7 protein-coding genes and 4 pseudogenes are annotated in these 14,301 nt (G+C 56.8%); 4 read left to right on the top strand and 7 right to left on the bottom strand.

The window, feature by feature from the left end; genetic code table 11:
* Positions 1-9: 9 nt before the first annotated feature.
* The 3 pseudogenes from RISK_RS33275 to RISK_RS33710 all read left to right on the top strand — a co-directional run.
* Positions 10-171, top strand: a pseudogene (locus tag RISK_RS33275) (hypothetical protein); the annotation flags it as partial.
* A gap of 27 nt (positions 172-198) precedes the next feature.
* A pseudogene (locus RISK_RS33705) lies at positions 199-450 on the top strand (DUF1589 domain-containing protein); the annotation flags it as partial.
* Positions 393-638, top strand: a pseudogene (locus tag RISK_RS33710) (hypothetical protein); the annotation flags it as partial. The pseudogenes RISK_RS33705 and RISK_RS33710, both read left to right, overlap by 58 nt.
* A 25-nt stretch (positions 639-663) precedes the next feature.
* Here the strand turns inward: RISK_RS33710 and RISK_RS25415 are convergent.
* A pseudogene (locus tag RISK_RS25415) lies at positions 664-1,440 on the bottom strand (DUF6263 family protein); the annotation flags it as partial.
* Between the two features lie 198 nt (positions 1,441-1,638).
* Positions 1,639-3,210 (bottom strand): cryptochrome/photolyase family protein, encoded by a 1,572-nt coding sequence (locus tag RISK_RS25420; protein WP_047817128.1) that lies wholly within the window; start codon positions 3,208-3,210, stop codon positions 1,639-1,641.
* A gap of 134 nt (positions 3,211-3,344) precedes the next feature.
* On the opposite strand from RISK_RS25420, the gene hisA reads away from it, so the two are divergent.
* Positions 3,345-4,073 carry a 1-(5-phosphoribosyl)-5-[(5-phosphoribosylamino)methylideneamino]imidazole-4-carboxamide isomerase gene (gene hisA, locus RISK_RS25425; protein ID WP_047817129.1) on the top strand — a complete coding sequence of 243 codons (729 nt, stop codon included), beginning with the start codon at positions 3,345-3,347 and terminating at the stop codon, positions 4,071-4,073.
* A gap of 452 nt (positions 4,074-4,525) precedes the next feature.
* On the opposite strand, the gene RISK_RS25430 is transcribed toward hisA, so the two are convergent.
* From RISK_RS25430 to RISK_RS25450, 5 genes are all read right to left on the bottom strand, one after another.
* Positions 4,526-6,049 (bottom strand): sulfatase family protein, encoded by a 1,524-nt coding sequence (locus tag RISK_RS25430; RefSeq protein ID WP_047817130.1) that lies wholly within the window; start codon positions 6,047-6,049, stop codon positions 4,526-4,528.
* 8 nt (positions 6,050-6,057) lie between these two features.
* Positions 6,058-7,686 carry a C25 family cysteine peptidase gene (locus RISK_RS25435; RefSeq protein WP_047817131.1) on the bottom strand — a complete coding sequence of 543 codons (1,629 nt, stop codon included), beginning with the start codon at positions 7,684-7,686 and terminating at the stop codon, positions 6,058-6,060.
* Between the two features lie 102 nt (positions 7,687-7,788).
* Positions 7,789-8,310, bottom strand: a complete 522-nt coding sequence (ruvX, locus tag RISK_RS25440; protein WP_047817132.1) for a Holliday junction resolvase RuvX — start codon at positions 8,308-8,310, stop codon at positions 7,789-7,791.
* 198 nt (positions 8,311-8,508) lie between these two features.
* Positions 8,509-9,609, bottom strand: coding sequence for a glycoside hydrolase family 43 protein (locus RISK_RS25445; protein WP_047817133.1), 1,101 nt, complete (start codon positions 9,607-9,609; stop codon positions 8,509-8,511).
* A 208-nt stretch (positions 9,610-9,817) separates the two neighbouring features.
* Entirely contained in the window at positions 9,818-13,507 is a 3,690-nt protein-coding gene (locus tag RISK_RS25450; protein WP_063838451.1) for a DUF7133 domain-containing protein, read from the bottom strand.
* Positions 13,508-14,301 lie beyond the last annotated feature (794 nt).

Here is a 14,301-nt window from a genome sequence, read left to right on the forward strand (position 1 = left end):
GTAGGCCAGGTTTCACCTGGCACTCGAGCCGATGCTTTGGCACAAAGCGAGGCGAGTCACAATTTGGTTCTCGAGTTCGAACGAGTACCGTCCAATCACCCCGCCAGGTGGAACCTGGCCTACGGGGGAGAGGAGTCTGCCGAGACTGGCGGCGACGCTCTAGCTACGTAGGCCAGGTTTCACCTGGCGCACGAGCCGGTGCTTTGGCACAAGGCGAGGCGAGTCGCAATGTTGGTCTCGAGTTCGACGAGTACCGTCCAATCACCCCGCCAGGTAGGACCTGGCCTACGGGGGAGAGGAGTCCTCCGAGAATGGCGGCGACGCTCTAGCTACGTAGGCCAGGTTTCACCTGGCGCACGAGCCGATGCTTTGGCACAAAGCGAGGCGAGTCACAATTTGGTTCTCGAGTTCAAACGAGTACCGTCCAATCACCCCGCCAGGTGGAACCTGGCCTACATAGGAAGGAAATCTCAGGAGCGAATCGTGACGCGATCAGCGTTGGCTGCTCTTTTTGGTGGCAACCGACGTGGGGCTGTCTTCGGGCAGCAGTTCCTCGGACATCTTGGCTCGGTATTCCATCATGCTGCCCGGGCCTTGGAAGCCGACGACGGATTCGTCCCAGTTCAGTTCTTTGCTGAGCAAGTAGCCGTTGTCGACGTCGAAACGCAGCGTTCCGTTGCTGAGTTGCTGGATGACTTGTGCCCGCAAGGATTCTTCTTCGATCGGAGTCAACGTTTCGCTTTTCACGCTCAGGGTTGCCACGCCAGCTTTGACCTTCTTCAGCGTGTACAGCTGGCGGATTTTGATTTGCTTGACGAATCCGTCTTCGGTCCGTGCTTGAATCTCGGAGGGAACGGCCCATGACTCGCCAATTTTGATGGGCTTGTCAGGCAGTGCCAGCGCCAGTGTTCCCATTCCCAGTGAGGACTTGGAACCCGCATGATCTTCGCGGCGGACTTCTTGGCCCTGCTGATTGATCGTCACGGTGGCCAGCGGGGTCCCGATTTGCGAGGCGACCACGCTGAAGATTTTGGGTGGTTCTTCCCCGCTGGTGCTGTCCCATTGAACTTCTTCGGCGTCGCCGTTTTGCTGGGTCATGGCGACGGATTCGATCGAATGATCGAACGTCATTTCGGAATCGCTGGCTTCCGCGACGGTCCAGGCTCGGTTGCTGGTCGTGTGGACATTGGCGATTTCTTCGGACCCGTTGATCCGAGTCTTCGTTTTCGCAATGTGCGTGACTTCGTAACGCAGCGTTTGCCCAGGCTGAAGCGAGTGTGTCAGTGTGAAGGTTTCGCCGGACGTGTCTTCGGATTGCTCGAGAACCGATGATTCCTTTGCATTTCCGACCGAGTGGGGGACCAGAACGCTCTGTGTTCCCAGGCAGGCCAGTCCAATCAAAGCGAGACGACGGGACGTGGGAGGGATTCGCAGCAACATTGTGGTGGGCTCCAGTCAGAGAGTAATCGGTGGGAAGGGACCAGCAGTGATCGCCGATACCAAATGCCGGGGGGCACCGCCAGAGGAAAGTTTTGACCATCCAGTCAAGGAGCCCACGTTGCTCACGTCGATCGGTTGCTTTCAGCGTCCTTGTGAATCGGAGGCTCGGTCCAGTCCATGATGACCAACGAGTCGTTCTCAACCGTTTTTTAAGTGGATCTCGCCACGGCGGATTTTTTGAGCTCGCTCGCGGATATCAGACCACTCGGAGGAGTCCTTTCGTTCGATGTTCTTCAGTTGCAGCGTCATGCGATGGTTGCTTTGAAATTGTTGTTTGTGACGGTCGAGAAAGTCCCAGTACAGCGTCGTGAACGGGCAGGCGTCGTCCCCGGTCGATTTGGCGGGATCGTAGCGGCAATTCTTGCAGTGGTTGCTCATTCGGTTGATGTACTTGCCGGTGGCGCAGTAGGGCTTGGTCGCCATCAGGCCGCCGTCGCCGTACTGGCTCATGCCAAGTGCATTGGGCAGGCTGACCCAATCGATTGCATCCGCGTACATCGCCATGTGCCAATGATGGAATCGCAACGGGTGTGTGCCAAAAAGTTGAGCAAACAATCCAAGCACCATCAATCGTTGGATATGGTGCGCGTAGGCCGTGTCGACCAGCAATCGCATCGCATCGGCCACGCAGGCCATGTCGGTGTTTCCGTCCCAGAAGAACGGCGGAACATCTTGTTCTGAGTCGCAGTGAAGAGCGTTGCGTTCTTCGTAGTCTGGCATCCGGTTCCAATAGACTCCGCGGACGTACTCTCGCCACCCAAGGATTTGTCGTACAAAACCCTCCACGCAGTTCAGCGGCGTGTCACCATCTTGATAAGCCTTGACTGCTGCATCGACGACCTCTTTCGGCGACAGCAGGTGCAAGTTGATTGAATGAGACAATCGCGAATGATAGAGAAAGGTTTCGCCTTCCCACATCGCATCTTGGTAGGTGCCGAACCAAGGCAAACGGTGTGCAATGAAATCATCGAGCGATTCCAACGCCTCGTCGCGGCAAACGGGCAGATCAAACCGGTCGACTTTGCCGGGATGGTCTTCGAATCGATCTCGCACCATCGCGATCACCTCGCGTGTGATCGAATCAGGTTCGAATGAGGGCGTCGGTGGCACATCTTTCGGTCCGCCTTTGCCGAAAGTCTTTCGATTGTCTTGGTCGAAGTTCCATTGACCGCCTTCCGGGGCACCTTCTTCGTCGAGCAGGATGCTGTGCTCCTTTCGCATCGTTCGATAGAACTGTTCCATCACCATCGATTTGCGACCCGATGCCCATTCGTCAAATTGGTCGGGTGAACAGTAGAAATGATTGTCGGCGAGAAACTCGAGCGGCACGTCTTCCTGTTCGGCGGTGGATTGGAGTTGTTCGCGAACTCGGTAGTCACCCGGAGCAACGACCAAGATTTTTTCGACCGAGTGTGCCGAGAGCGTTTTCCGCAAAACGCTGGCAAATGAACTTTCGCGAGCCTTTCGCCGATCCCCGGTCAGTTCGTGGTACAGGACCTTGAGACCATGGTCGATCAATTCGTCTCGAAAGTGCCGCATGGGACTGAAAAATCCGACCAGGCGAGTTTGATGGCACCAAACATGGGTGGCTTCTTCGTCGTTTTCCGCCATCCAAACGCGATCGGTTTCGGGATCAAAATCGTCGAAGGCCTCGGAGTCGTGGTTGAGTTGATCACCCAAGACGAGCACGAGATGGCGAATTTTTGTCATGACGGGTCCAGCAAACGGCGGTCTCGAATTATCCTCACGCGTATTCACGGTAGCGCGGACGCAACCCTGCCCTGCTCTGCCCTGCCCCAAACTCGCAATTTTTGTCCTCGCAGACACCTGGAAACGAACCACGCATGGAAATTTGGCCCGCCATCGATTTGCGTCACGGAAAACCGGTTCGCCTTCGCCAAGGAGACTACGACCAGCAAACCACGTTCGGGGATGACCCGGTCGAATTCGCAAAACGCTGGCAGGAATCCGGCGCCAAACGATTGCACTTGGTCGATCTGGACGCCGCGCGAGGCGACAGTCCCGACGCTAACCGAGACGCGGTGCAGCGGATCATCGAGGCAACCGGGTTGCCCTGCCAAATGGGCGGTGGTGTGCGTGATGAAGCCACGATCGAATCGTTGTTGAAAGTGGGCGTCACCCGTTTGGTCGTTGGTTCGCGGGCGTTGAAAGACCCGGACTGGTTCGTCGAAATGTGCGACAAGTATCCCGGCAAGTTGGTCGCAGGCATCGATGCTCGTGATGGCATGGTTGCCACACAAGGCTGGCTCGAAACCAGCGACGTCTCGGCGTTTGAGTTTGCGACCAAATTGCGATCGCGAACTGAAAACATCGCAGCGATTGTCTACACCGACATCGCGAAAGACGGCATGATGCAAGGTCCCAACTTTGAAGGGTTGGCAGAGATGGCCGCCGCGAGCGACATCCCGTTGGTGGCCAGTGGTGGCGTGACGACCTATGACGACATCAAGCAGCTGGTCGAGATGAAGATGCCCGCCGCGATTGTCGGTCGGTCACTCTATGACGGGGTGATGGAGTTGGGTGAGGTCGTGCGATTGGCTGGTGACGTTTAGGACGTCGTCGTCCGCAGCATTGGTAGCGAAAATCGTCAAGACTTTCGACGAACCATCGTGCAAGTCGAAACTCTTGACGAGTTTCGCTACTGGAGACTTGGGCTGTCGCGGAATTTGAGTTGCGGGTTGGTTAGACATCGGTGCGCGTGCCCTCCCCCGGAAACCTCGCTGAACGCTCGCTTTCCGACCCCTCCCGTTTCACGGGCGGGGTTCATCGCATCGCCCCGGATGGGGCTGGCGTGGGGATGAGGGATGGAGCCTTGCTCACGCGTCGGGTTTCTATTCGACGGGCTTGGAAGCCGATCGTACGGCGGCGCTCGCGTCGGATGGCGTCATTGAGAAAGTTCCATTGACAATTGACAATTTGAAATGGGTTAGGAGACGTTCGCCCCAGTCGCATTTTTCACTTTGCAGTTGTCGATTTCACTTTTTCAATGGTTGAGAACGCAAGGCTAGCGAGAACCTTTCCAGGTCAGTTGAGGCTCGTCGTCCGTGAGCTTTCCGGGGCCGCGGATTTCGGTGCCGGTGACCTTTTGAAGTCGGTCGCCGAGTTGTTGACGATAGACTTCGGCGGCTGCCTGCAGTTGTTGGACGACTTCGGGGTGGGCTTCGATCACATTGGTGGTTTCCGAAACGTCGGCGTCCAAGTCGTACAGCTCCAGGCCGGATTTGGTCATTGCATAACCATCGGGCATGCCGTCTTTTCCTGGTTCGCGATCACCAAGCGTTCGATAGGCATGCGGGAAAACCAATTTGAAACGTTCGTTGCGAATCGTTTGGAGTTGCCCGCCGCTGTAGTACCCGACGAAGGATTCGTGAGGGGATGTCGCGCCCGGAACATCCAACATCAAGTCCAGGATGGAGTGACCATCGATCTTTTGCGTGGGAGCCTCGCCGCCGGTCAACTCGACAATCGTTGGCAGGACATCGATGGTTGAGCAGAACGTGTCGCAGGTGGTGCCCGCAGGAATGGTGTCAGGCCACCACATCACGGTTGGTTCGCGAACGCCGCCTTCCCACTGGGTGCCTTTGCCTTCGCGAAGGGGACCGGCGCTGCCGGCGTGGTTGCCGTAGGAAAGCCACGGTCCGTTGTCGCTGGTGAAGATCACGAGCGTGTTCTTTTGTTGGTCGATGGATTCAATCGCCGAAAGGATCTGGCCGACCGACCAATCGACTTCCATCATCACGTCGCCGAACAGCCCTGCCCCGCTCTTGCCGCGAAAACGCTCGGAGACATACAGCGGGACGTGGACCATCGGATGAGGCAGATACAGCAAGAACGGCTTGTCACTGGATGGATCCTCGATGAACTCGACGCTGCGGCGGGTGAGTTCCACCGTCATCTGTTCTTGATCGGCCGGTTGGACATTGTCGTTGACGATTCGAGGTGGTTGGCCTGCGAAGGATTCGATGATTGGCAGCGGTGGCCAATTGCCGGGGTCGCTGGGATCTTTCTGTTGACGGCGGATGGTGTCCGGGTGCAGCGGCCACATGTCGTTGCTGTAGGGGATGCCGTAGAACTGGTCAAAGCCTTGATTGGTCGGCAAGAATTTGGGGTGATGTCCCAGGTGCCATTTGCCGTGGCAGGCGGTTCGATAGCCCGCGGATCGGCAGACTTCGGCGAAGGTGGTTTCGGAGGGAGCCAGGCCGATCTTGGCTTGAGGGCCGAGTGCTCCAGACAGCCCGAGACGGCGGTGGTAGCAACCGGTGAGAAGAGCCGAGCGTGACGCGGAGCAGACGGCGGACGAGACGCTGAAATCGGTGAACTTGCGGCCTTCGTTGGCCATTCGTTCCAGATTTGGCGTGGAGTAGCCTTGGGCACCAAAAGGGCCAATGTCGGCATAAGCCATGTCGTCCATGTAAATCACGACGATGTTCGGTCGTGATCCCGCCACATCATCGGGAGTGGCGGCGGAGGCGGGAAGAGTGGTGAAGAAGGCGGGGAGGCAAATTGCCAGGAGGTGAGGGAATCGCATGAGGTGGGTCAATCAGGGAGGAAGGTTCTTTGGGCCGCGCTGGCCCACCCTGTTTTACCATGAACAAAACCGCGAATGATCAACGGGCCGGATTCTCCCAGGGGAAGCTGGAGTGTTTGCAGGACACGTTTGCCGGCTGGAACTTCGATGGTGTGCTCGGTGATCGTGGTGCCATGGGCATCGTGATCTTTGCTTGAATCGGTGGGCGTTTGCGTGATCGCGGTCAACGGTCGTTCGATGGCAACGATCAGGGTTCCTGCGATCGGGCTGGTGACAGCGATGCTGAGCGAACGGGGTGCGGGCTGGTTGCTGGGGGCGGGCTCAATGGAAATTTCCAACGGTTGAGGCGGATGCAATCGCAAGGTTGGGTCGCCGAGCAATTGATAAAGCGCTGCGTGTTCCAAGCGTTCTTGTTGCAGGTCCGTTCCCGCGGGTGAAATCAACGAGGCCAGTGTGTCGACCATGACTCGCATGGTGGATTGTTTTCCCTGTTCTTTGGATTGCAGGCTGCGAGCGGCATGCAGCATCGCGTCTCCGATGCGGTCGCAACCGGTGTTTTGTTGGCCACCCGAGTAAACGGATTCCAGCAGTCCGAGTCCCATGCAAGCGTTGCCATACGGCATCGACAAGCGAGACGATGCGATCACCGCGATGGGGCCTCCGTCGGCGAGCACCATGCGTTCGGCCAAGCAGTCTCCTGGTGCGTCGTAGGCACCGGCGAAGCAAGCTAGCAACACTGCGATGGTCGCGCCGTTGGGAGCTCGTTTGAGCTGAGTCGTGTTTTGATTGTTGAGCAAGGATTCCACCGACCACTGCTGGCGGGCTGCCGGCGTCCCATCCGCCGCGGTTGTTTGCAGCAGTTCGAGGCGATCGATTTGGCCGTGGCCCGCATACACCCAAAAGCGTGCGCCGGTGCGATAGCGATTCAGGACCGCATCGGTGAACGATTTGCCGGGAGGACAAAACGGATGGTTGGGACTGGCATAGGCAATTTGTGGTTTCGCATCCGCTGGCAGAACCGTCGTGATCACCCCGCGAGTGACGGATTCGATGGCGGTGTCGACCATCGCCCCAAAGCCGCCGACTCCGCCGGTCAATTGAAAGGAGCGTCGCCAGAGTCCAAAGTCGTCTGAGTTTTCGTACGCTTCAATCCGCTGGACCACACTGGCCAATTGCTCGGCAGACCGAATCGGCAAGCGGCCGATGGCAGCGTCGCTGACCCGATCGCCGTCGCGATCACCATAAGGAAGATCGGTGGGCAGCGTGGACGTGGATCCGAATCGTGAGGTGATCGGAGCAGGAATCATCCAGGTGGGAATCTGGTGCGATTGATTGCGACGCGTGTCGTAATCGGGGGTGTCGCCAACAAGCACGATGTAACGGGTGGCGGCTCCACCGGCGTTCCAGATTTCTTGGTGCGTGAGCGTCGCGGTGTTCGCTGGTCGAACGGTCGCGATTCGAAGTCCTTCCTCGGATCTCATTTCGATCCAGGGTTGCAGGGCTGCGTCCAGTTCCGGCGAGGCGACCACGATGACATCCACGTCATCGGCCGAATTCGCAGTGGCGGGGAAGCAAACTGCCACCAGAGCTAGCAGAGCCAGCAAGCATGAGCCAAAAGGGAGGGGGCGACGATTCATTGCGATCCATCTCTTCAAAAGATTTTGAGTTCGTCCAGTGACAACGTCGACTGAGTCAGAACACAACGTCGACTCGGGCAAAACACGGAACGTTCTGCTCCATCATGCATCATCGAGCGACTCATCGGAAGTTGAATCTTCCAGTCGGTGCCCGGACAGCTCGCCGCGATACCGGCAGGATTCCAAGAAAGATTCCAGCAAAACCTGGGCGGCGACGGCATCGACACGTTGTTTGGTCTTTTTGCGGGTGGTTTTGCCTTGCCGGATCTTGGCGGTGGCGGCGACCGTTGTGAAACGCTCGTCGAAGAGACGCGTCGGCAGACCGGTGGTTTCCTTCAGCCAGGCCGCGAATTTTCGGCTTTCTTTGCTTTTGTCGCTCTCGCCACCGTCGCAGTGAATTGGAAGGCCAACGACCCAAGCAGCAATCCGTTCCGATTTCGCGAGGTCAATGAAGTACTGAGCATCTTTCTCGGGTGTGCTGACCGGATGGGTTTCCAGAGGACTGGCCAGGATCCAGTCGGGGTCACAAATCGCGACTCCAATGCGGACTGTTCCGTAGTCGACCGACGCCAATCGCCCGGTGGAAGGAAACCCGTCGTCGGGGATGTCGGTGGACGTTGGCATTCGAATGCTGGGCGAGATAGAAGAGAAATCAAAAAAGAATCACTCAGGGGACACTGATGTGTCCGAAACGTGACTCGGTTGATTCTATCGTCTTGGGCCAGAGAAGATCACTCCAACCAGAGGAGATCACTCCAAGTCGTTGCCCAGTTCGACGAACGAGGTCTTGGAATGGTTCAAACCACACTGAAGCGGTCCGGTCTATTTTTCTTCACTGAGTGCCTGGCCCCTGGGACGCTGGATCGGAGTCGTTCGGTCGAGCGGCGCGCCGAGAAGCGGTGTTCCATCGTTGGCGACTCGCATGGGTTGCAAGTGGAGGGCTCGATTCCAGCCTGGTTCAGGTCCCACTTTGGCATGGAAAATGTGCCACCATTGTTGGTTGTCGAGCGACGGAACGAAGCACGAATGGCCGACACCGTAGACCGTCTCGGTGCTCTGGAAAGCCGGTTCGGGCAACTTCTTCCAAGCATCGGGAGCCAGGGGATTGTCCTTCACCAATTCCAATCGGCCGAGCTTGTAGGTTGGCAACCAAGACGCACCGCAGGAATAGAGGAGCGAGGTCTTTCCTTTCGCTTGGAAAACCTCAGGGCCTTCGTTGAGCCCCCGTTGAGAAGCATCGGGTTCCACGCGTTCCCACCGATAGTCGTCGTTGTCGCAAATGAGAACGCGAGGCCCCGACAGTTCGGTCGGTGAGCTCATCGGAGCGATGTAGAGGTATTGATTGTCACTGCCCGGTTTGTCCCATCCCGACCAGATTGCGAACAGCTGGTCGTTGTGATTCAGAAGGGTCATGTCGATCGACCAGATGTTAGGCGATCGACCGTCTTCACCATCTCCGGTGGCCAAGGGACCGTGCAGGTTGTACTCGCCCAAAGGGTCAGATGTCTTGGATTCCAAGACGTAGGTCAGATGGTTGGCGTTGTCGCCATCCGAGGCGGCAAAGTAGACGTAGAAGCGGTCGCCAATCGCATGCAGTTCGGGGGCCCAAACCTCTTTGGAATAAGGTCCTTCGTCAGGTGCTTTCCAGACCAAGTGACGTTCGCCCATCGTGGTCAGATCGTCGCTTGCAAAGATGAGAATGCCACGGTCGTTGTCCGATTTGCACCATAGGTAGCGAGGTCGGTGCGGATCCCGAATCACCCAAGGGTCGGCCCCCTTTGCAATCGGATTCCGGAAATGCTGCTGTGAATCGCCAGTGGAAGCCTCTTGTCCGAGTGCATCGACTCCCGGCGAGAAGCCGAGGAGCCACGTGAAAACCAGTCCCGCAGCCATCAGTATGCAACGTCCGCCGTCAGCGCTCATCGATGTTTCCAGTTGAAAATGAAGGAGTGATCTCGCAATCGAAATTCTTGGGCAAGCTTCTGAATCAAGGGGCACGGACCTCACATGGAATGCTTGTCATTTCTTCACGATAGGAGCGTGTTTGCCTGCAGTCGCTATGGACGGGCGGTCAATGAGCGGGCGACGATGGTTTTGCATTCACGCCAGGTTGTCCGGGTGCCGAATGTTGTCACTGCGACAGCGATTCCAGGTAGTCCAGCAGCGAGGAAAGTTCAAAGGTGGTGTATTCATTCAGGACACCCGTTGGCATGACGGAAACCTCCGATGTCTTTCGGACTTCGATGTCTTCTTTTTCGATGGTGGTTTCGCTTCCGGTCTGATCGCGGAGCGTGACTCGATCGCTGCGTTCGTCCGTGATGAACCCTGTCAGGAGATCGCCATCGGTGGTCAGGATTTTATGAGTCGCGAATCCTTGAGCGATTGTCTTGCTGGGATCGAGAATCGCGACGGCGAGCTCCGGACGCTTGTAGGTTTGGGTGATGTTTCCGAGGTACGGTCCCTTCTGAACTTCGGACTGCGAAACGGTATGGCAAGCAATGCATTTGGCACTCGAGAAAACAAGCTTTCCTAGCTCAACGTTTCCTTTGGCAGCAACGGCTGCGGCGGTCGCTTCCTCGATTTTCAACGAACTGATTGTGGGAGAGTCGGTTGGAATCAGGGATTTCAACTGGAACGCTTCTTCGGGCGACCAAACTGGAACGGTGGGTTCAGAGGAAAGGGGCTGAGAATCGTCGACCTGGAAAATCTCATCGCCGAGATAGTAGTGCTGGCTCACCAAATCCGCTGCCGTTACAGATGGGATTGAGGTGAGTGCCTGTTGCAGTGTTGCTGCAATCTTGGGGGTCTCCTTCCACGATTCGGGTTCGTAGTACGGTCCGCGTGTGTCCGGGCGGGTACCCCATGAGTCACCTTTCCAAGGTGCTTCGCGACTGTGCAATCGGCAAAGTGCCTCGAGCATCGCGACCTTCGTGTTAGCGTTGGCGTGTGGGAGTCTTGCAATCAACCCATCAACCACTTCTGTCGAATGAATCATTGCGAGCACTCGGAGAACTTCCGCTTCGGCGGACGATTCGGAAGCGGAATCCAAGACCGCGAAACAAGCGTCGACCGCATTCCTTTTCGCGAGACAGTGAATAGCGGTATGGACCACGACGGGATCTTCGTGTGACAACGCGGCGATGCATTCTTGATCGCTTGCGTCGGTTTGAAGATGCAGCAGTAGATTTCGAAATTCAGATCGCTTGGCAATCGCTTGGTCCACCAACATTTGATGGGCGGGATTTCCGCGACGCATCAACTCACGTTGAGCCTCGACGCGGCGTCGATAGCTCGGAGAGCCCATGACTTGAATCAGTTCAGTGTCCGTTGCCTGTGCGAAATTTGGCATCGGGTCGGGCTCGAAATCAGTGGGCTTCACACAGACGATGTACCCAACATTGGGTGTCGTCCAATCGAATGTCGCACCTTTCCAACTGGCGCAGTAAACCCGGCTGTTTCCGTCCACATCGGCGTCGGTTGGCCGAGTCATCTTGATGAACGACTGAGGCGGCTTGGTTTCCTGGTAGGTGGACCCAGCAGGCGAAACCGTGTGGTGGAAGAGCGACCCTGTTCCCCAGTCAGCAGTGAAGGGAGCGTGGTTCCATTTTCCGAACCCAGGTTCATCGATGTACACGGCTCCGCAACCTGAACCGCCTCCATAATCAGCCAGGGGTTGCACGCATTCGTCGTTGAAGTTTTTGTAGAGGCGGGGGTAGCCATGATCGTCCATTCCCGTGAAGTGATGCAGCCGAACGTCCCATCCTCCACCATCGTTCGTGTTGTCACGAGCGAACATTTCCATCTCCGGACTGATGGCAACCTCGAGGATGTTTCGAGTTCCGGTTGAGTAGATCTGCAGATCGGTTCCATCAGGACGGACCCGAAGGACGCCTCCACCTCGGTGTGTCAGATGTTTTCCGTCACTCCCTTCTGCATCCAAGAATCCGAAATCACCCCCGGCGATATAGAGCCAACCGTCGACTCCGAGACTCAGTCCATTGGTGGTGTGATCGGCGGGCCGATCGGAGTAGTCAAACGCGAGGTTCTTGACGAGCGTTTTTTGTTCGTCCGCGACACCGTCGCCGTCATGGTCAAAGAACACGCTGAGGTTGGGCGGGTGCATGACATACAACCGGTCGTGGTCCCATACCAAGCCGCGAGGGGCATCGATTTCGCAAAAGACTTTTGTTTCGTCCGCGCGGTCATCGCCGTCGAGGTCGCGCAGGCGAATCACTCGTCCACGTTCAGGATTCCGCCCGAGGGAACCGTTGCCGTCGGAGCTAACGAACAGCGTTCCATCAACGCCTGCGGCGACGAAGACCGGGTAGTTCACTGCGGGAGGCGAAGCAAAAACGGTTGCCGTGAATCCATCAGGAACCTGGACGTCGCGAAGAATCGCCGCTTCTTGCTCCGCCGAGAGTTCGACGATACGAGGCGGAAGATTGCCGCGGTTGGTATACGGATCGGCCGCAAGTGGTTCAAACTTTCCCTTGTCCGACTTGGGATCGGCTGGCCAAAGGGGCCCGATGCCTTCCCCGTCGATGTCCACTTCCCAAATGCTGCACCACCCACCGTGTCCGCTGCCTAGGCCGACGATGCGAACAAACCGGACGGGATCGGATTGGCGAAGTGGCAGCTTTCCTCGACCGTTGGGTTTCGGCTCGGAAGTATCGAGTGACGAGGAATCCAGCAGCGTCGTCCAGGAGGCCCCGTCAAGGGAGCCTTCCACGCGATATTGATAGATTCCTCGGCGGGATTCCCACTGGATCGAAATGGTTTCGAGAGCGTGTGGTTCTTCAAACTCAAATTGCAGCGACTGGGGATAGCCACCGCCGCTGGCACACCAACGGGTTTGTTGGTTGCCGTCCAGGGCATGGTAGACGGGATGTCCGTTTTGAGTGCTGGATGCGCTCACCTTCACCAGGGAAGCATCATCAGGGACGCTAGTCAGCTCCAAGTCGACTTGCGAGGCGACGTCCTGCTTGTCAATGAACGTTGTCTCGTTCTCGCCTTGATAAGGCGTCAGGTATTCGTCATTGAGTTTTCCGCAGGTCCACAGCAACCCTCGCGAAATGAGTTCCAGATATCGAGGGTCTTGGACGGTTTCGGTGTTGTGTCCAATCGTGGTGCTGAAGCTTTTGGCACCCTGCGTCTCGTTGGTCCAGGCGACGATCGCTTCCTCGATGCGAGGGGGCTTGCCCCCAAGTTTTTGTTTGCCAATGGCCAATGGGTGTGCGCCGAAGACTTTGACATTGTTGTAGAGCTCTTCCGGAATGGTGGTCCAATCGGCAAGTGTTTGCGTGATCGGGTGTTTGGTGTCAACAAAATGAATGTCGATTGGTTGCTGAGGTCCGTGGCCACTGGACTGCAGTCCCAGGTGAGAGAACCACGCGTCTGTGCCAGTTCGAAAACTGTGCATGGCGCAGTGCAGATGGACGGCCGGGATTGTGCGATGAAGGTTGACGATTCGGTTCACCAGCGCCTCGTCTTTGATGTCAGCAGCACACTCGTCGTGAATGATGACGTCGTAATCCTCCGCCCAGTTGAGCTTGCGGTACAAAGGCAGGACCGGTGCGGTGGTTGAGTTATCGGTCCAATAAACATCGACACGAACATTCGCATGAGCCTGAATGCCCTCGGCAATCGCAGATTGCTGATTGGCATAGTCGTGGCAGCACCCACCCGCGATCAACAAAGCTCGAATGGGTGGTGCAGAAACGGGAGGGTCCGCTTCCTGCGCAAAACTCGCTGGTGCTCCTGTGCAAAGAACGAACGAAGTCACCAGCACAGCCGGTAAGAGCGTGGAGAGTCGAGACATCATTGATCGTACTTTCGTGCCAAACGCCAACCGGGCTGGTTGCTGCGAGTCAAAATCAGTGGGAAAGGCCAAGACAGAGTTTCTCACAAAGTGATTGTGAAGCCGAGGTGGGGATGTCAGTGTAGTCCGACCGTTTGTATGCTCCCTGCTTCTTTGTTGCGTTTGGCGGAGGGATGGGTAGACCGTGAACGATGATCAGCTTGGTTCCAGTAACCCTTACGAAACTCCTCAGTCAGAGGAGGGACAGCCGGACGATACCGCCCTTCCCTCTTTTCGAACGGCAACTCGAAATCGTGCAATTGCTGGCACGGTTGCGGTTTTGCTTTCAATCGCGATTGCTCATTTTGGATCACGATTCGTAATCACTTGGGTGATACCTAACGCAGCGGCTTGATCCTAGCAACGTGCAGCGATCGATTGACTTGATCGAGACCAATCCACGTCGCGAAAAATGACCTGGACCATTCTCGTTGTGATTGCACCGGAGTCGTGAACATGGACATTCGAACCACGACGATCGCTCGCCTTCTCGCTGCAACCTTTTTTGCCGCATTGAGCAGGTCGGCAGGAGTCTTTCGGCAATTAAACTGTTTTGGCAAACGCCACGGGTCCCACGTACAACCGGGGCTAACGCTGGGCTGCTAAATCTTTGCTATTGGCGCTCCCACAGCGGATGCAAATTTTCTTCCGGCTTCTGTCTGTCATCCATCCCGGTAGGGATGTCAGATGGTAGCCGGGGGTCGCTGCGTAGCAGCACACCCCCGGAAACCGTGCCTCCCAAAAAACTCTCCATCCCG

Origin of the sequence: Rhodopirellula islandica (assembly GCF_001027925.1) — a bacterium.
GTDB lineage: Bacteria > Planctomycetota > Planctomycetia > Pirellulales > Pirellulaceae > Rhodopirellula > Rhodopirellula islandica.